The 16,999-nt window shown below is 68.0% G+C and carries 14 protein-coding genes; 5 read left to right on the top strand and 9 right to left on the bottom strand.

Annotation, left to right across the window (positions count from 1 at the left end; translation table 11 throughout):
- Positions 1 to 43 precede the first annotated feature (43 nt).
- The 3 genes from WDJ57_RS05600 (at position 44) to gyrA (ending at position 4,937) form a co-directional block, all read left to right on the top strand.
- A complete protein-coding gene (locus WDJ57_RS05600) occupies positions 44 to 199 on the top strand; it encodes a hypothetical protein (protein ID WP_338904643.1) in 156 nt (51 codons plus the stop codon).
- Positions 200 to 492: 293 nt separating this feature from the next.
- The gene (gene gyrB, locus WDJ57_RS05605) at positions 493 to 2,418 is read left to right on the top strand and encodes a DNA topoisomerase (ATP-hydrolyzing) subunit B (protein ID WP_338904644.1); all 1,926 of its coding nucleotides are present in this window, start codon (positions 493 to 495) and stop codon (positions 2,416 to 2,418) included.
- Positions 2,415 to 4,937: a DNA gyrase subunit A gene (gene gyrA, locus WDJ57_RS05610; RefSeq protein WP_338904646.1), complete on the top strand. Its 2,523-nt coding sequence runs from the start codon at positions 2,415 to 2,417 to the stop codon at positions 4,935 to 4,937. Before gyrB ends, gyrA begins: the two co-directional genes overlap by 4 nt.
- 21 nt (positions 4,938 to 4,958) lie before the next feature.
- Here gyrA and WDJ57_RS05615 read toward each other — a convergent pair whose 3' ends face one another.
- The 5 genes from WDJ57_RS05615 to WDJ57_RS05635 all read right to left on the bottom strand — a co-directional run bounded on the left by WDJ57_RS05615 (position 4,959) and on the right by WDJ57_RS05635 (position 10,354).
- On the bottom strand, positions 4,959 to 5,789 hold the full coding sequence (locus tag WDJ57_RS05615) for a hypothetical protein (protein ID WP_338904648.1): 831 nt from the start codon (positions 5,787 to 5,789) through the stop codon (positions 4,959 to 4,961).
- A 43-nt stretch (positions 5,790 to 5,832) separates the two neighbouring features.
- The gene (locus tag WDJ57_RS05620) at positions 5,833 to 6,531 is read right to left on the bottom strand and encodes an SDR family NAD(P)-dependent oxidoreductase (protein WP_338904650.1); all 699 of its coding nucleotides are present in this window, start codon (positions 6,529 to 6,531) and stop codon (positions 5,833 to 5,835) included.
- Between the two features lie 37 nt (positions 6,532 to 6,568).
- Positions 6,569 to 8,404 (bottom strand): acyl-CoA dehydrogenase family protein, encoded by a 1,836-nt coding sequence (locus tag WDJ57_RS05625; protein WP_338904652.1) that lies wholly within the window; start codon positions 8,402 to 8,404, stop codon positions 6,569 to 6,571.
- Positions 8,405 to 8,448: 44 nt separating this feature from the next.
- Complete coding sequence (rocF, locus tag WDJ57_RS05630) at positions 8,449 to 9,363, bottom strand: arginase (protein ID WP_338904653.1); 915 nt, start codon at positions 9,361 to 9,363, stop codon at positions 8,449 to 8,451.
- A gap of 73 nt (positions 9,364 to 9,436) precedes the next feature.
- The gene (locus WDJ57_RS05635; RefSeq protein WP_338904654.1) at positions 9,437 to 10,354 is read right to left on the bottom strand and encodes an NAD-dependent epimerase/dehydratase family protein; all 918 of its coding nucleotides are present in this window, start codon (positions 10,352 to 10,354) and stop codon (positions 9,437 to 9,439) included.
- A gap of 122 nt (positions 10,355 to 10,476) precedes the next feature.
- Here WDJ57_RS05635 and WDJ57_RS05640 point away from each other — a divergent pair, with 122 nt between their 5' ends.
- Both WDJ57_RS05640 and WDJ57_RS05645 read left to right on the top strand, forming a co-directional pair.
- Positions 10,477 to 11,010 carry an Rrf2 family transcriptional regulator gene (locus tag WDJ57_RS05640; RefSeq protein ID WP_338904655.1) on the top strand — a complete coding sequence of 178 codons (534 nt, stop codon included), beginning with the start codon at positions 10,477 to 10,479 and terminating at the stop codon, positions 11,008 to 11,010.
- 124 nt (positions 11,011 to 11,134) lie between these two features.
- Positions 11,135 to 12,301 carry an NAD(P)/FAD-dependent oxidoreductase gene (locus WDJ57_RS05645; RefSeq protein WP_338904657.1) on the top strand — a complete coding sequence of 389 codons (1,167 nt, stop codon included), beginning with the start codon at positions 11,135 to 11,137 and terminating at the stop codon, positions 12,299 to 12,301.
- 164 nt (positions 12,302 to 12,465) lie between these two features.
- Here WDJ57_RS05645 and hypF read toward each other — a convergent pair whose 3' ends face one another.
- The 4 genes from hypF to hypE are packed head-to-tail and all read right to left on the bottom strand — an operon-like array spanning position 12,466 to position 16,995.
- Positions 12,466 to 14,742, bottom strand: a complete 2,277-nt coding sequence (gene hypF, locus WDJ57_RS05650; RefSeq protein ID WP_338904659.1) for a carbamoyltransferase HypF — start codon at positions 14,740 to 14,742, stop codon at positions 12,466 to 12,468.
- A 2-nt stretch (positions 14,743 to 14,744) separates the two neighbouring features.
- Positions 14,745 to 15,548, bottom strand: coding sequence for a hydrogenase nickel incorporation protein HypB (hypB, locus tag WDJ57_RS05655; RefSeq protein ID WP_338904661.1), 804 nt, complete (start codon positions 15,546 to 15,548; stop codon positions 14,745 to 14,747).
- Between the two features lie 2 nt (positions 15,549 to 15,550).
- Entirely contained in the window at positions 15,551 to 15,940 is a 390-nt protein-coding gene (locus tag WDJ57_RS05660) for a hydrogenase maturation nickel metallochaperone HypA (protein WP_338904662.1), read from the bottom strand.
- Positions 15,941 to 15,942: 2 nt separating this feature from the next.
- Positions 15,943 to 16,995, bottom strand: a complete 1,053-nt coding sequence (gene hypE / locus WDJ57_RS05665) for a hydrogenase expression/formation protein HypE (RefSeq protein ID WP_338904664.1) — start codon at positions 16,993 to 16,995, stop codon at positions 15,943 to 15,945.
- Between the last annotated feature and the right edge of the window lie 4 nt (positions 16,996 to 16,999).

Consider the following 16,999-nt stretch of genomic DNA (forward strand, 5'->3'; position numbering starts at 1 on the left):
CCGAGCGGGGGATTATGCGACACGAGCGCGTACCGCAGACGCTATGGGAGACACGCGAGAGGGGCGACAGAAGAAGGGACGAGACGAGGAGAAACGCCAGCGCGAGCGCGACATGGAGGACGACCTGGAGGAGAGCGAGGCCGAAGACGAAATAGAGGAGAGCGAGACAGAGGACGAGGAACAGGCAGACGACGAGTGAGCAGGGCCCCGACCGGACGACCGCTCGCGGTGACGGGCGCTGCCGGCGACTGAACGGGCCGTCAGCACGTAGTACCGGGGCAGTCTGTCGCGAGTTTTCGTCACACGGGAACGTACCGAGTTCAGAGAGTTCTGAACGTATCGAGGGTGAGCCACGTCTGCGCCGTGACGGTGGCTGCCGAGGGGAGGTTGCATCCGGTCGGAACAATCGTGATATTTGAGCAATGCGTCGTGCGCTCGCGCGCGCCCGTGACCTTTAAGAAACGGTGGCTACTACACAGATGTAAGATTTTCATGGCTGAGGACAGCGAGTATGGCGCAGGGCAGATTCAGGTACTCGAGGGGTTGCAAGCCGTCCGGAAGCGACCGGCGATGTACATCGGTTCGACCGACACACGGGGGCTTCACCATCTCGTCTACGAGGTCGTCGACAACTCCATCGACGAGGCACTGGCCGGCCACTGCGACACCATCGAAGTGACAATCCACGAGGATAGCTCCGTCTCCGTCAGCGACGACGGCCGCGGGATTCCCGTCGACACCCACGAGGAACACGGCAGGCCCGCAGTGGAGGTCATCATGACCGTGCTCCACGCCGGCGGGAAGTTCGACAACAAGTCCTACCAGGTCTCGGGGGGCCTCCACGGCGTCGGCGTCAGCGTGGTCAACGCACTCTCGAAGTGGCTGGAGGTCACGATAAAGCGCGACGGGGCGGTCTGGCACCAGCGCTTCGACCACGGCGAACCCGAGTTCGAACTGGAGCGAGTGCGGGACATGGACCCCGGCGAGGAGACCGGCAGCGAGATTCGGTTCTGGCCCGACGACGACATCTTCGAGACCAGGGACTTCGTCTCCTCGACGCTGGAGTCGCGGCTCCGCGAACTGGCCTTCCTCAACTCCGGCGTCGAGATAACCCTCGTCGACGAGCGCGAGGACACCGAGCAGTCGTTCCACTACGGGGGCGGCATCCGCGAGTTCGTCGAGTACCTCAACGAGACGAAGACCCGGCTCCACGAGGACGTTATCTACTTCGAGGACGAGGAGGCCATCGACGAGGGACCGGTCCACGTCGAGGTGGCGATGCAGGCCACCGACGAACTCCAGGGGTCGCTGCACGCCTTCGCGAACAACATCAACACACGCGAGGGCGGCACCCACATGACCGGGTTCAAGACCGCGCTGACCCGCGTCGTCAACGACTACGCCCAGGACAACGGCTTGCTCCGTGACCTGGACGACACCCTCAAGGGTGACGACATCCGCGAGGGACTGACGGCGGTCATCTCGATCAAGCACCCCGACCCGCAGTTCGAGGGCCAGACGAAGACGAAACTCGGCAACTCCGAAGTGCGGGGCATCGTCGAGTCGGCGGTCCACGAGGAACTGGGGACCTACTTCGAGGAACACCCGGACACCGCCGAGGCCATCGTCTCGAAGGCCGTCGAGGCCGCGAAAGCCCGCAAGGCCGCCAAGAAGGCCGAGGAACTGACGCGCCGGAAGTCCGCGCTCGACTCGACGGCGCTGCCCGGGAAACTGGCGGACTGCCAGACGCGCGACCCCAGCGAGTCCGAACTGTTCGTCGTGGAGGGCGACTCCGCGGGCGGCAGCGCGAAGCAGGGCCGCAATCCGGAGTTCCAGGCCATCCTCCCCATCCGGGGGAAGATTCTGAACGTCGAGAAGCACCGCCTGGACCGGATTCTGGAGAACAACGAGATCCGCAACCTCATCACCGCACTCGGGACGGGCATCGGCGACGAGTTCGACATCGAGGACGCGCGCTACGAGAAAATCATCTTCATGTGCGACGCAGACGTCGACGGCGCGCACATCCGCACGCTGCTGTTGACGCTGTTCTACCGCCACATGAAGCCGCTACTCGAAGCGGGTTACGTCTACGCCGCGCAACCGCCGCTGTACCGCATCCGCTATCGCGGCGAGACCTACGACGCGATGACCGAGGCGGAGCGCAACGAGATCGTCCAGGAGAAGTGCGACGGCAACCCGGACCAGGTCCAGCGGTTCAAGGGCCTGGGCGAGATGAACCCCGAACAGCTCTGGGACACGACGATGAACCCGGAGACGCGCCACCTCAAGCAGATAACCATCGAGGACGCCGCCGCGGCGGACAAGATGTTCTCCGTGCTGATGGGTGACGCCGTCGAACCGCGCAAGCAGTTCATCAAGGAACACGCGCCGGAAGCGGAGTGGGTGGACATATGAGTTCGGACGTTCCCGACCCCGAGGACGTCGACGCGCCGGCGGCCAACGTCGAGCACGTCCGCATCGAGGACGAGATGGAGCAGAGCTACATCGACTACGCGATGAGCGTCATCGCGGGCCGTGCCCTGCCCGACGTCCGCGACGGGCTGAAGCCGGTCCACCGGCGCATCCTCTACGCCATGGACCAGATGGGCGTCAGTTCCGGCTCCAGCCACCGCAAGTCCTCCTCCATCGTCGGCGAGACGATGGGTGACTACCACCCACACGGCGACTCCGCCATCTACGACACGCTCGTGCGGATGGCCCAGGACTTCTCGATGCGCTATCCGCTGGTCGACGGCCAGGGCAACTTCGGGTCGATGGACGGCGACCCGGCCGCAGCGATGCGCTACACCGAGGCCCGGATGGCCCCCATCGCCGAGGAACTGCTCGCGGACATCGAGAAGGACACCGTCGACTTCCAGTCGAACTACGACGACCGCCTCGAAGAGCCGGCGGTCCTGCCCGCGAAACTCCCGAACCTCCTGCTCAACGGGTCGTCCGGGATTGCCGTGGGAATGTCGACGAACATCCCGCCGCACAACCTCGGCGAAATCGTGGACGCGACGGTCCACCTCATCGACAACCCCGACTGTACGGTCGAGGACCTGATGGACCACGTCAAGGGCCCCGATTTCCCGACGGGCGCGAACATCGTCGGGAAGGACGCCATCTACTCGGCGTACTCGACGGGGCGGGGCCGCCTGCGCGTCCGCGCGGAGTACGATGTTGAGCGCTCGGAGAAGGGGAGCGACCGCATCGTCGTCACCGAACTCCCCTTCCAGGAGAACAAGGCCCGCGTCGTCGAGCGCATCGCCGACGACGTCAACGAGGGCAAGATAGAGGGCGTCTCCGACCTGCGCGACGAGTCCGACCGCAACGGCGTCCGCGTCGTCATCGACCTGAAACGCGGCGCGAACGTCGACGTGGTGGAGAACCAGTTGCTCGAACACCACCTCGAATCCACCTTCGGCGTCATCAACCTCGCGCTGGTCGACGGCCAGCCCCGCGTCCTCTCGCTGAAGGAGACGCTGGAGCACTACGTCGACCACCGCAAGGAGGTCGTCCGCCGACGCTCCGAACACGACCTCGAAGAGGCCCAGGACCGCGCGCACATCCTCGAAGGTCGCCTGAGGGCCGTCGACAACGCCGAGGCCATCGTCGACCTCATCACCGAGTCCGCCGACCGCGACGAGGCGCGGGCGATTCTGACCGGCGACGTGGCTCTCGCGGAGGTCGAGGACGCCGAGTTCGAGTATCCCAACGTGCAGGCCGAACTCGACTTCTCCGAAGACCAGGCCGACCACATCCTCCGGATGCAACTGGGGTCGCTCACGTCGATGGAAGCCGCCGAGATAGAGGAGGAGTACGAGGACGTCCAGGAGACTATCGACTACCTCCAGGCGGTCCTCGCGGACGAGCAGAAACTGCTCGGCGTCATCAAGGACGAACTCCGCGAGATGCAGGAGGAGTACGACGACGAGCGCCGGACGACCATCATGGAGGCCGAGGGGCAGGTCACACACGAGGACCTCATCCCCGAGGAGGACGTGCTGGTGGTCATCACCGAGGACGACTACATCAAGCGGATGCCGGCGGCCAACTTCGACCCGCAAAAGCGCGGCGGGAAGGGCATCATCGGCTCCGACCCCAAGGAGGGTGACCGGGTCTCGAAGGTCTTCCGGGCCAACTCCCACGACTACCTGCTCTGTTTCACCAACCAGGGACAGGTCTACCGGCTGAAGACCTACGAGATTCCGGAGATGAGCCGCACGGCACGCGGGAAGTCCGCAGTGAACCTCATCGACCTCGACGACGGCGAGGAGATCACCGCAGTGGTGAACACCGACGACTTCGAGCCCGAGGAGTGTATCACGATGGTCACCCGCAACGGCTACGTCAAGCGGACCTGCGCGGCGGACTTCGAGAACATCCTCTCGACGGGCATCATCGCCGCCAGCCTCGAAGCGGGCGACGCGCTCGTCGACGTCGAGGTGACCGACGGGACGAAGGACCTCGTCATCGCCACGGAACAGGGGATGACCATCCGCTTCGACGAGACGGAGGCCCGCGAGATGGGGCGCAACGCCCGCGGCGTCAACGGCATCAAACTCCAGGAGGGCGACCACGTCGCCGGCCTCGTCGCGACCGAACACGGCGACGACCGCTCGCTTCTCACCGTCACCACCAACGGCTACGGCAAGCGCACCAAGCTCTCGGAGTACCGGGCGCAGTCGCGGTACGGCAAGGGGCTCATCGACATCAAGACCGACGAGCGCAACGGGCCCGTCACGACGGTCAAGGCCGTCGAGGACGACGACCACATCGTCGTGATGAGCGCGCAAGGCCAGATTATGCGCTGTCCCGTCGCCAACATCTCGACGGTCGGCCGGAACACGAAGGGTGTGAAAGTCATGGAGGTCGAAGCCGGCGACGGCGTCGCCAGCGTGACCGTCGTGCCCGGCAACGACGAGGAATAGCCGTCGCAGCGGGACCGATTTTTAGAGGATACTGACGAGGGCGAGGGTCCAGACGGCGGCGAAGACGACGGCGATGCCCCCGAAGAGAAGGCCACGCTTCAGGAAGTGCCACCGCACCGCCGACTCGCCGCCGTCGCCGACGACGAAGGGGAACCCGAACAGGCGCTCGGCCAGCGAGCGGTCGGTCCGCTCGCGAACCACTGCGTCGGGGCCGCCGAAGCCGCCGACGGTGGGGTCGTTCGTCACAGCGGTGCCGGCCACGTAGACCGCCTCGCCGACGTCGACGCGGCTCTCGCGGAGTCGCGTCCGGTCGCCGTAGTCGAGTTCGGTGATGCCGATGTCGACGCTCCCGCTCGTGCGCTTCACGTCCAGCGCGTCGAGGACGGCGGCCGTCCGGCCGGTCGCGTCCTCGCCGCCGTCGATCTCGTCGACCGTCTCCGTGGCGAGAACGAGGTCCGCCCCCTCGGGTTCGACGCGCACCCGACCCGCGGCGGTGTCGACGACGAACGGCCGGGTCGTGGTGCGAGACTCGCGGGTCTGCCAGGACGACGTCTTCCCGTCCGTCTCGTAGACCTGCACGTCCAGTTTCGAGACGAGACACTCGGTCCCCGAGACGGCCGCGGTGAACGGCTCGGCGTCGTCGGCCGGCTGGGCCTGCCCGACCAGTTCGATCGGGCCGTCGAGGCTGGCGCGGAACTCCTCGGCACTGGACTGGCGGAGGTGCCACCACCGCGAGAGCGCGAGCGCGGCGGCACCGACGAAGGCGAGCGCGAGCACCCCGAGGACGACGAGGAGACCGACGACCAACAGCGAGGGACCACCCGCTGCGAGCGGGAGAGGGAGGGCGTCCATGCGCGAATCGAGACGGGACGGTCACTAAAGTGTATCCACACCGTCACCAGTCGACGACCTCGCGGTCGCGCCAGAAGCGCCCGGCCGGGCTCCCGGGGCGGAACTGTGCGAGCCAGACCGGCGTGTCGGCCCCCTCCGCAGGACTCCGCGGGGCAGAGGACGAGCCCATGTCGGTGCGGACCCAGCCGGGACAGGCCGAATTTGCCAGCAGGCCGTCGTCGGCGTACTCGCCGTGGAGCGCAGCAGTCAGGCCGTTTATACCCGTCTTCGAGATGCGATAGACAGGGTGGCCGCCGCTCATCCCCTCGCCGAGCGCGCCCATCCCCGAGGAGACGTTGACGACGCGTGGCCCCTGCTGTTCGAGCAACAGCGGCAGCGCCAGGCGGGTCAACACGACCGGCCCGCGGAGGTTCACGTCGAGGACGCCGTCGATATCGGCGATGGACTGTTCGTGAAGCGGCGCGGCGGACCCGCCGACGCCGGCGTTGTTCACCAGCACGTCGAGCCGGCCCGTCTCCTCGGCGACGTACTCGACCGCCGCACGCATCGTCTCGTCGTCGGTGACGTCGAGTTCCACGGCACGGAGGTCGGCGGCAGTCACGTCCGCCGTGTCCCTGGCACCGGCGTAGACCGTCGCACCCAGGTCCGCGAGCTGGCGGGCGATTTCCGCGCCGATACCGCGTGTCGCGCCGGTGACGAGTGCGACCTGTCCGTCCAGCGAATCGTAACGGTCGACGTCCATGGTTGCTGTACGGGCGAGAGCGACAAGTACCGTGAGGTCAGTCGTCGGCCGCGTCGACCAGGACCTCCGGCGCGACCGACCCGTAGCGTGCGATGGCGTCGAAGTGGTCGTCGGCCGCGTCGACCAGGACCTCCGGCGCGACCGACCCGTAGCGTGCGATGGCGTCGAAGTGGTCGTCGCCCGGCGTCTCGCCGCTCGTGATGCCGTAGACCTCGGCCTCGCCGAAGCGGTCCGCCACGAACCACTCCGCGACCAGCGCCTTCCGGGCATCGTCCTCGGCGTCGAGTTGCCACTGGGCCTCGCTGACGAGGACGGCGGCGGCCACCACGTCGAAAATCAGGTCCGCGAGGCGCTTGGCGTGGTACTGCGCGTAGTCGTCGCCCTCCGCGGCGAGCGTGGCGAGTGCGGTCTGGAGGTCGTGAAACGCCGACTCGACGGTGTCGGCGAGGTCGACGAGCGCGGGGTGGTCGGCGCTGTCGAGGTGACCGTTCACCAGCGGGACGAGCGCCTCGTGGGCGTCCTCGCGGGAGAGCGCCCGCAGCACGTCCAGCGAGAGGATGTTCGAGGTTCCCTCCCAGATTGGCAACACCTGTGCGTCCCGGAGCAACCGCGGCGTGACGTGCTCGCGGACGTAGCCGTTGCCGCCCAGCACCTCCATCGCGTACGAGCAGGTGTCGACGACCATCTCCCCCGTCCTGTACTTCGCGATGGGGACGAGCAGGCGCATCAGTCTGTAGGCGTCCGTCCCCTTGTCGTCGGGATACGCGCGCTCCCGTCTGTCGTACCACTTCGCCGCCTCGAAGGCAAACGCGGCCGCAGCCTCGTAGTCGACGGTCATCTCGACGAGGTCTCGTCGCAACAGCGGGAACTCCTGGATGGTCTCGCCGAAGGCCTCGCGGTTGGCGGCGTGGACCTTCGCCTCCAGCAGTGCCCGGCCCATGACGCCGACTGCGCCGGTGGCGTTCGTCAGGCGCTCGTAGTTCAGCATCTCCGTCATCTGGCGGAAGCCGTTGCCCTCCTCACCCACGAGATAGGCCGTCGCGCCCTCGAACTCGATTTCGCCCGTCGGAACCGACAGCGTGCCGAGTTTGTCCTTCAGTCGCCGGAACGTGGCGTCGTTGAGCGTCCCGTCGGGTAGCACGCGGGGGACGAGAAACAGCGAGAGCCCGTCGGTGCCCTCCGGCGCGTCGGGGGTGCGAGCCAGCGCGAGCGCGCCCTGGGCGTCGGTGTTCGAGCAGAACCACTTCTCGCCGTGAAGTTCGTAGGTGCTGTCCGGCTGTGGCTCCGCGCGGGTCTCCGTTGCCCCCACGTCGGAGCCGCCCTGCTTCTCGGTGAGGAACATCGCGCCCTCGACGTGGTCGTCGTAGTCGGCGGCGGTGAGCCCCTGGAAGTAGTCGTCGAGGCTCCCGTCGTCGAACTTCTCCAGGACGACGGCCGCGCCGACGGTCATCGACGCCGGACAGGCGAAGCCGACGTCCGCGTAACAGAGCAGCGTCTGCATCGTGAGGGTGTGCAGCAGGCCGACCGGTTCGTCGCGGTCCGGCGGCGCGTGGAAGGCGTCGTGGGTCAGCCGGAACTTGTCGTACGTGATGCGTTCGTTCTCGAACTGCAGCGGGTGGTACTCTACCTCGTTTTGCACCTCGCCATCGCTGTCGTAGGTGTGCAACTTGGGTTCGTGGCGGTCCACGACGTCGGAGTTGTCGGCGATGGTGTCGCCGACGACGGCACCGTACTCGTCCAGCAGGTCCTCGGCCCAGTCGAACTCGTCGTCGGGGTACGTCCGGCGGGCCTCGAAGCGGAGGGTGGGGTCCCACGCCCAGTAGTTACAGCGCCCCTCCGCCAGTTGGCCGTAGTCGAGCGGGTCCCGTAACATGGTTGCACACTACACGCGAAGCCACAATAACACTGTGGGAGAGTTTACAGCACGCTCTTGCCGAATGCGCTGGCGGTCAGTTCGCAGGCCAGTTCCGCGGTCCGGTTGTGCTGGTCGAGGATGGGGTTGACCTCGACCAGTTCGAAACTGGACAGGCGCGGGCCGGCGTGCTCGTGGACGAGTTCCATCGCCGCGTGGGCCTCGCGGTATGTGATGCCGCCGCGGACCGGCGTCCCGACGCCGGGGGCCTCGTCGGGGTCCAGACAGTCCATGTCGAGGCTGACGTGGACCTGCGAGACGCCGGCCGTGGCGACGTCCAGGGCCTCGCGGACGATGTCGGTGATGCCGCGCTCGTCGATGTCGGTCATCGTGTAGACCGAGACGTCGCTGTCGGCCACCAGGTCGCGCTCGCGCTCGTCGAGGGCGCGGGTGCCGACGAGGGCGACGTTCTCTTCGCGGACCCGCGGGGAGTGCGCCCAGGGTACCTCCGCGAACGGCCCCTTGCCGAGGATGGCCGCCAGGGACATGCCGTGGACGTTCCCGCTGGGCGTGGTCTCGGGCGTGTTGAAATCGCCGTGGGCGTCGAACCAGACGATGCCCGTGTCGCGGCCGTTCGTCGCGCCCGCCGCCGTGCCGATGGCGATGGAGTGGTCCCCGCCCAGCACCAGTGGGAACTCGCCGTCGGCGACGGTGGCGCTGACCGCCGTCGCCACGTCCTCGCAGACCTCTCTCGTCTCCCGGAAGTACTTCGCGCGCCCGTGTTCGAAGGGTTCGGTGTCTGGGTCCCGTTCCTCCGGCCGCGGCACGGCGATGTCGCCGCCGTCGACGCAGGTCGTCCCCACGGCCTCCAGTTCCTCGGCCAGGCCCGCGTAGCGGATGGCCGACGGACCCATGTCGACGCCACGGCGGTCCGCCCCGAGGTCCATCGGCACGCCGAGGACCCGCACTGTCTGGTCCATTACCTGTCCGTCTCGCGCCCTCGAATATAAGGATAGGGACGGAAGAAAAGCGAGACTGCGGAAGCAACTCGACTTACTTGTACTGGGCGCAGACGCGGCGGATGCCCTCCTCGAAGTCGATAGAGGGCTCCCAGCCGGTGGCCTCGTGAATCTTCTCGTAATCGGCGCAGGTGTCGTGGACGTACACCTCGTCGGGGATGGGGTTCTCGACGTACTCCGGGTCGACGTCGGTGCCGAGTTCGTCGTTTATCATCTCCACGACGGTGTTGAAGTCGTAGGCCTCGCCCGTGCCGAGGTTGTAGATGCCGTTGAGGCGGTGGTCCGCGGCGAGTTCGATGCCCCGCACGATGTCGGAGACGTGCGTGAAGTCGCGGGTCTGCTCGCCGTCGCCGTAGAGTTTCGGCGCGCGGCCGTGGGCCACGTCGTCGGCGAACTGCGCGATGACGTTGGCGAACTCCCCCTTGTGTTCCTCCGCGCCCCCGTAGCCCTGGTAGACCGAGAAGAAACGCAGGCCGGCGACGTCCAGCCCGTAGTGGTTGCGGAAGTACTCGCCGTAGCGCTCGCGGGCGAGTTTCGACGCCTCGTAGCCGGTGTTGACCGCCACCGGCATGTCCTCGGGCGAGGGCTCCGTGCGCGAGCCGTAGATGGAGGAGGTCGACGCGTAGACGACTGTGTCACAGCCGTCGCGGCGGGCCTGGTCGACAGTGTTGACGAAGCCCTCGACGTTGACTCGCGCGCCGCGCGTGGGGTCGTCTTCGTGCATCGCGTACGACGACAGTGCGGCCAGGTGGAAGACGACGTCCACGTCGGTCGGCAGGTCGTCGTCCAGTACGCTCGCCTCGACGAACTCGACGCTCTCGTCGAGGTTCTCCGGAGTCCCGAGATAGCAGTCGTCGACGGCGACGACGTCGTTGTCCTCGGCGAGGTGGTTGGCGAGATTCGACCCGATGAAGCCCGCACCGCCGGTCACGAGTACACGCGAATCGTCCATGAGTGGTGACGCGGACAGCGGATACAAAAGCGGTTCCAATTCAGTCCGCCGGGAGAAACGTCAGGTGAGCAGTGATTTTCTTCACCGTCGGACTTAAGGAATCGAGTATCGAATGAAAGATTATGTCATCCATAGAGCTCACGCCGAGTCAGAAGAATATTCTCCAGGAACTCGTCAATCTCTACCGGGAAGACGAGACCGCTGTCAAGGGTGAGGAGATCGCCGAGCGTGTCGACCGCAACCCCGGCACCATCCGCAACCAGATGCAGAGTCTCAAGGCGCTGCAGCTGGTCGAGGGCGTACCGGGGCCGAAAGGTGGCTACAAGCCGACTGCATCGGCCTACGATGCACTCCAGATACAGGAGATGGACCACGCCGCGGACGTCCCGCTGTACCACAACGGCGAACTCGTCGAGGACTCGAACGTCGAGGAGATAGACCTCACGAGCGTCCAGCACCCCGAAGCGTGCCGCGCCGAGGTGAAGCTCCGGGGCTCCATCGGGAACTTTCACGAGGGTGACAAGGTGACCGTCGGGCCGACACCCCTCTCGAAGCTCCAGATTATCGGCACGCTGGAGGGCAAGGACGGTACGGACAACGTCCTCATCCTCACCATCGACGACATGCAGGCACCCGTCGAAGAACCGGAACACTGAGCGGGCCGCCGACGCTCTCTGGTCCCTGCTGGTAGATATTTCCATCTCTCGTCACTTGATAACATATGGCGTCCTTCATCGGAACTTCGTAGCCTTTGTATCACCACAATCCTGAGGGGCGGGTATGACGGAGAACGTCGTCGTCCTCGGGTCGGGCTACGCCGGGGCAGGCGGAATCAAGAGCCTCGAATCGGCCCTGGACGGGGAGGCAGACATCACGTGGATTTCTGACGTCGACTACCACCTCGTCCTCCACGAGTCTCACCGCTGCATCAAAGACCCCAGCGTCCAGGAGAAAGTTACGGTCCCCGTCGAGGACATCAAATCGCCCGAGACGGAGTTCATCCAGGACGAGGTCACCGGCGTCGACACCGACGACCGACTCGTCTCGCTGTCCGAGGGCGACGACGTTCCCTACGACTACCTGCTCGTCGGCATCGGCACCAGGACCGCGTTCTTCGGCATCCACGGCCTCGAAGAGCACGCCCACACCCTCAAGAGCCTCGACGACGCGCTCGGCATCCACGAGGACCTCGCCGAGCAGGTCCGGACGGCGTCGCAGGCGGACCCGGTGCAGGTCGTCGTCGGCGGCGCTGGGCTGTCGGGCATCCAGACCGCCGGCGAAATCGCCGAGTTCCGCGACGAGCACAGCCATCCCATCGACATCCACCTGGTCGAAGGCCTCGACGAGGTGTTGCCCAACAGCGACCCGAGCCTGCAGGCCGCTCTGCGCAAGCGCCTCGAAGCCCGCGACGTCGACATCATGTGCGGGGAGTTCGTCGGCGAGGTAGACGAGGAGACCGTCTACGTCGGCGAGGACATCGAACTGGACTACGACGTACTGGTCTGGACCGGCGGCATCACCGGCCGCGAGGCGGCCAAGAACTGCACCGTCGAGCAGGACGAACGCTCCCACCGCCTGCAGGCGGGCCAGACCTTCCAGACCACCGACGACCGCGTATTCGCGCTGGGCGACTGCGCACTCGTCGACCAGCCGGGTGAAAATCCCGCGCCACCGACCGCACAGGCCGCCTGGCAGGCCGCCGAGGTGGTCGGCAAGAACATCGCCCGCGAAATCCGCGGCCAGCCACTCCAGAAGTGGAGCTACAAGGACAAGGGCACCGTCGTCTCCGTCGGCGAGTCCGCCGTCGCCCACGACGTCTTCGTCGTCCCCGTCGTCGACACGTTCGGCGGCCTCCCCGCGAAGTTCCTGAAGAAGGCCATCGCCGCCCGCTGGATTCGCGACATGGGCGGCACCGGCCGGGCCCTCAGTGCCTGGCCCGATATGTAGGAGACCCACTTTTTGCTTCGTCGGGGCTCGCAACGCGCCGAAGGCGCGTGCGGCCCACTCCTTGCAAAAACGTGGGGAAAAAGGCTGCTCGCGGCCGGTAGGCCGCTCGCAGGTGCTACGCTCTCGCGACCGCAACCCCAAAAGCCCAGTGTCTGACCCAGACCTCACCCCCGCCGCGCAGTCGCGACGACGGCCTGGCCGTAGGCGATGCCGCCGTCGCCCGGGGGCACGCGGTCGGGGGCGAGGAAGTCCAGACCCGCCGACTCGACCTCGGCGCGCAGACGTCGCGAGATGGCGTCGTTGTACGCCACGCCGCCGGAGAATCCAACTGTATCGACGCCGCGGTCCCTCGCGACCTCGACCGCTATCTCACCGAGTCCGCGCGCCAGCGCGTCCTGGGCCGTCGCCGCGACGTCTGCCGCCGGCGCGTCCAGCGCGTCGAGGTCCCTGACGAGTGCAGCCGTGTCGACGACCCGGTCGCCATCGCGTTCCGTGAACGGGACGGCGATGTCCCGGACGGTCCCCTCGCTGGCGGCCGCTTCGAGCCGCTGGGCGGGTTCGCCCTCGTAGCGCCGACGGTCGCAGATACCCACCAGCGCCGCGACGGCATCCAGGTACCGCCCGGCGCTGGTCGTCTCGGGAGTGTTGACGCCCTGCTCGGCCTGCTGGCGGACGACAGCCGCCTCCGAGCGCGAATCGACTGCACCCGTCGCGACCAGGCGGTCGTCCACCCCGTCGGTGTCGTCGAGTAGCGTCGCCAGCGTCCGCGCGGGGTACTCGACGGCCGCCTCGCCGCCGGGCAGCGCGAAGGTGTCCAGGCCGCCGACGCGCTCGAAGTCCGAAAGCGTCGCGTCCAGCACCTCGCCGCCCCAGACCGTGCCGTCGGGTCCGTAGCCAGTCCCGTCTGCGGTCACGACGACGGCCCGCTCGACGCCGTGTTCGGCACACAGCGCGGCGGCGTGGGCGTGGTGGTGCTGGACCGCGACCGGCCCGGCGAGGCCCTCGTCGGCGTACCGGTCGGCCTCCGCGGTCGTGAGAAAGTCCGGGTGCATGTCGCGAGCGACGACGGCCGGGTCGATGCCGGTGAGGTCCGTCAGGTGGTTGACGGCCTCCCGGACGAATGACAGCGTCTCGGGGCCGTCTACGTCCCCGAGGTGCTGCGTGAGGACGACCCGCTCGCCGTCGGCGAGAGCGGCAGTCGCGTCCATCTCCGGCCCAAGCGCGAGTATCGTGGGAGACTCGTCGGTCCCGGCGGGGTTGGGCAGTGCAGCGGGCGTCCAGCCGCGGGACCGGCGGACGAATCGCCGGTCGCCGTCGACCACGCGGACGACGCTGTCGTCGCAGCGGGCGACGATGTCCCGGTCGTGGACGAGCGCGCCGTCGACGACCTCGCCGAGGCGGTCGTCGATTTCGGCGACGGTCGTGACCATCGGCCGGCCCGGCATGTTGGCACTGGTCATCACCAGCGGCCCGTCGACGTAGTCGAACAGCAGGTGGTGCAGACCGGCGTAGGGCAGCATGACGCCGACGGTGTGCAGTCCCGGCGCGACGGCACCGGTCCACGGCGCGTCGCCGTCCCGGCCGAGCAGGACGATGGGACGCCTGACGTCCGTCAGCACCGCCTCGGTCCGCTCGTCGACGGCGGCGAACGACCGGACGGCGTCGACCGACGGAGCCATGAGCGCGAACGGTTTCGCTGGCCGGTGCGTGCGCTCGCGCAACCGCTCGACCACCGCCGGGTCCGTCGCGTCACAGACCAGGTGTGTGCCGCCGATGCCGCGGGCCGCCAGGATGTCCCCCTCAGCCAGGCGCTGGCCCGCCGTCTCGATGGCCGCATCGCCGTCGGCGAGGGTCTCCCCGCCGGCCTCGAATCTCAGCGTCGGGCCGCACTCGGGACAGGCGATGGTCTGGGCGTGGTACCGGCGGTCCGTCGGCGTCTCGTAGCTCTCCCGGCAGTCGGCACAGAGCGGGAACTCGTCCATCGCCGTCCGTGCCCGGTCGTAGGGCACGTCCCGGACGACGGTGAACCGCGGCCCGCAGTCGACGCAGGCCGTCGCCCAGTAGCCGTGATATCGCGAGTCGGGGTCGCGGATGTCGTCGAGACAGGCGTCGCAGACACCCGTGTCGGGTGGAACGGGAACGCCGGCGTCGCCCGAGTCGGTCGAGTCGCGTATCTCGAAGCCGTCGAGACCCTCCGGGTCTGCCCACTCCACGGTCGCGCTGTCGACACGGGCAAGCGGCGGGTTGTCCTCGTGGATAGTCTCGACGACGGACTCCACTGCGGCGCGTGGCCCCTCGAAGACGGCGTCGACCCCGTCGCCGGTGTTGCGGACGTAACCGTCGACGCCCGCGCCGACTGCCTGGCGGTAGACGAAGGGACGGAAGCCGACCCCCTGGACGACGCCGGTGACGCGGACCGCCGCGCGGAAGCGGGGGGCCATGGTCAGTCGTGGTGCGCGTGAGCGTGGTGGTGCCCGCTCGTCCGGACCTCCGCCAGGAAGTCGGCGAGCGCGTCGACCCCCTCGTCGGCGCGGGCATTCGTCTCGAAGACCGGCATATCGGGCGCGACCTCCGCCACGTCCTCGCGCATGGTCGCCACGTCGGCCCCCACTGCGTCGGCGATGTCGACCTTGTTGACCACGGCGGCGTCACAGGCCTCGAAGAGGAGGGGGTGTTTGCGCACCACGTCGTCGCCCTCGGTCGTGCTCACGACGAGGACGCGGGCCTGCGCGCCCAGCGGGAAGTCGGCCGGACAGACCATGTTCCCGACGTTCTCGACGTACAGCCGGTCGAGGGAGCCGAGGTCGAACTCGTCGATGGCGTCTTCGAGCAGGCCGGGGTCGAGGTGGCACTCCTTGCCGGTCGTGACGTTCGCGACGGCGACGCCGTGAGAGCGGAACCGGCTGGCGTCGTCGTCGCCGGCCACGTCGCCCACGACGACGCCGATGCGCTCCTCGTCCGGCGCGCGCTCGAGGAGGCGCTCGACGAGCGTCGTCTTCCCGCCGCCGGTCGCGCCCAGGAACTCGACCGCGAAGACGCCGTGGTCGTGGACGACCCGCTCGTGGAGGTCCCGCGCCTGCTCGCGGAACTGCGCGAGCACGTCGTCGGCGTCGCCATCGGTGTCGTGGCCGTCGTCACCGTGGCCGAAGCGGTGGGTGCGAGCGACCAGCGGGTCACCCACCAGCGCGTCCAGCAGGCGGTCGATGAGCGGGCGGTGCTGCCGTCGGTGCGAGAGGTAGCGTGTCATGGTCAGGTCTCGGGTGCGGTCCCCGCGGCCTCGTCGGGGACCTCGATGCTCGCCAGTCGGCACTCCTTGCCCCGCGTGAACTCGGTCTGGGAGCCACACTCGGGACAGCGGGCGCTCGGGACGGCCCCGGCGGTGCCGTCGAAAGAAGGTGGCTCGCCCTCCCAGCCGCAGTCGCAGGCGGCCTCGGGTTCGACCGTCTCGATGCTGACCGCCGCGTCCGCCAGGTCGCGCGTCTCGGCGACCGTCTCGATGCAAAAGCGGAGCTGGTCGGGGTTGACGTGCGTCGCCGTGCCGAGTTCGACGGTCAGCGCCTCGACCCCGCTGGCCCCGTAGTCGTCGGCGGCCTCGCGGGCCCGGTCGAGAATCGCCTCGGCGACGCTGAGTTCGTGCATTGTCAACAGATTCGCGGGAGCTGTTCGCCCTCCGGTTCGGTCAGGTAGCGCCGTCCTAACCCGGTGTCCAGCACGACCCGGCCGGGATGGTCGGCGGTCGCCTCGCCGACGATGGCCGCGTCCGCACCCAGCGGCTGGTCCTGCAACGCCGCCAGTACGTCCTCGGCGTCCTCCGGCGCGACGCCGAAGACGACCTTGCCCTCGTTGGCCACGTCGAAGGGTTCGATGCCGAGTACCTCGCCGGCGGCGGCGACGCTGTCTGCGACCGGGACCGAGCGCTCGTCGATTTCCGCGCCGACGTCGGCCTTCCCGACCATCTCGTTTATCGACGTGGCGAAGCCGCCGCGGGTCGGGTCCTTCATCGCGGTGACTTCGCCAGCGTCCAGTGCCGCCGCCACGAGGTCGTTGACCGGCGCGACGTCGCTTTCGAGGTCCCCCTCGAAGTCGAAGCCCTCGCGCTCGGAGAGCAGGGCGATGCCGTGGTCGCCGAGCGTCCCCGAGACGACGATGGCGTCCCCCGGCGAGAGGCCGGCGTCGGCGACGTGGTGACCCCGCGGCACGAGGCCGACGCCGGTCGTGTTGACGACCAGCCTGTCCACGTCGCCGCTGCCCATCACCTTCGTGTCGCCGGTGACGACCGAACAGCCCGCCTCCTCGCAGGTCGCCCGGGCCGACGCCAGGACGGTGTCGAGGAAGTCCATCTCGACGCCCTCCTCGACGACCAGCGAGCAGGAGAGCGCCAGCGGTTCGGTCGCACCCATCACCGCCAGGTCGTTGACCGTGCCCGCGACCGCGAGCCGGCCGATGTCGCCGCCGGGGAAGACCGGCGGTTTCACGACGTGGCTGTCGGTCGTGACGACCAGCGACTGGTCGTCATCGACCGGCAGGACGGCCCCGTCGTCCAGGTCGTGCAGGCCCACGTCGCCGGCGTCCTCGAACCGCGAGAGGACGAGGTCGCCGATCAGCGAGCGCATCTGCCCGCCGCCGGAGCCGTGGGCCGTCGTCACTACCTCGCCCGATGCCTCCGTCCCATCTGCGTCCTCGGTCTCACTCATACTG

The organism is Salinibaculum sp. SYNS191 (assembly GCF_037338445.1).
GTDB lineage: Archaea > Halobacteriota > Halobacteria > Halobacteriales > Haloarculaceae > Salinibaculum > Salinibaculum marinum.

What these genes read in the sequence shown, in the direction of transcription:
- WDJ57_RS05600 (WP_338904643.1), top strand. Translation starts at nt 44, where the DNA reads ATGGGAGACACGCGAGAGGGGCGACAGAAGAAGGGACGAGACGAGGAG.
- gyrB (WP_338904644.1), top strand. Translation starts at nt 493, where the DNA reads ATGGCTGAGGACAGCGAGTATGGCGCAGGGCAGATTCAGGTACTCGAG.
- gyrA (WP_338904646.1), top strand. Translation starts at nt 2,415, where the DNA reads ATGAGTTCGGACGTTCCCGACCCCGAGGACGTCGACGCGCCGGCGGCC.
- WDJ57_RS05615 (WP_338904648.1), bottom strand. Translation starts at nt 5,789, where the DNA reads ATGGACGCCCTCCCTCTCCCGCTCGCAGCGGGTGGTCCCTCGCTGTTG.
- WDJ57_RS05620 (WP_338904650.1), bottom strand. Translation starts at nt 6,531, where the DNA reads ATGGACGTCGACCGTTACGATTCGCTGGACGGACAGGTCGCACTCGTC.
- WDJ57_RS05625 (WP_338904652.1), bottom strand. Translation starts at nt 8,404, where the DNA reads ATGTTACGGGACCCGCTCGACTACGGCCAACTGGCGGAGGGGCGCTGT.
- rocF (WP_338904653.1), bottom strand. Translation starts at nt 9,363, where the DNA reads ATGGACCAGACAGTGCGGGTCCTCGGCGTGCCGATGGACCTCGGGGCG.
- WDJ57_RS05635 (WP_338904654.1), bottom strand. Translation starts at nt 10,354, where the DNA reads ATGGACGATTCGCGTGTACTCGTGACCGGCGGTGCGGGCTTCATCGGG.
- WDJ57_RS05640 (WP_338904655.1), top strand. Translation starts at nt 10,477, where the DNA reads ATGTCATCCATAGAGCTCACGCCGAGTCAGAAGAATATTCTCCAGGAA.
- WDJ57_RS05645 (WP_338904657.1), top strand. Translation starts at nt 11,135, where the DNA reads ATGACGGAGAACGTCGTCGTCCTCGGGTCGGGCTACGCCGGGGCAGGC.
- hypF (WP_338904659.1), bottom strand. Translation starts at nt 14,742, where the DNA reads ATGGCCCCCCGCTTCCGCGCGGCGGTCCGCGTCACCGGCGTCGTCCAG.
- hypB (WP_338904661.1), bottom strand. Translation starts at nt 15,548, where the DNA reads ATGACACGCTACCTCTCGCACCGACGGCAGCACCGCCCGCTCATCGAC.
- WDJ57_RS05660 (WP_338904662.1), bottom strand. Translation starts at nt 15,940, where the DNA reads ATGCACGAACTCAGCGTCGCCGAGGCGATTCTCGACCGGGCCCGCGAG.
- hypE (WP_338904664.1), bottom strand. Translation starts at nt 16,995, where the DNA reads ATGAGTGAGACCGAGGACGCAGATGGGACGGAGGCATCGGGCGAGGTA.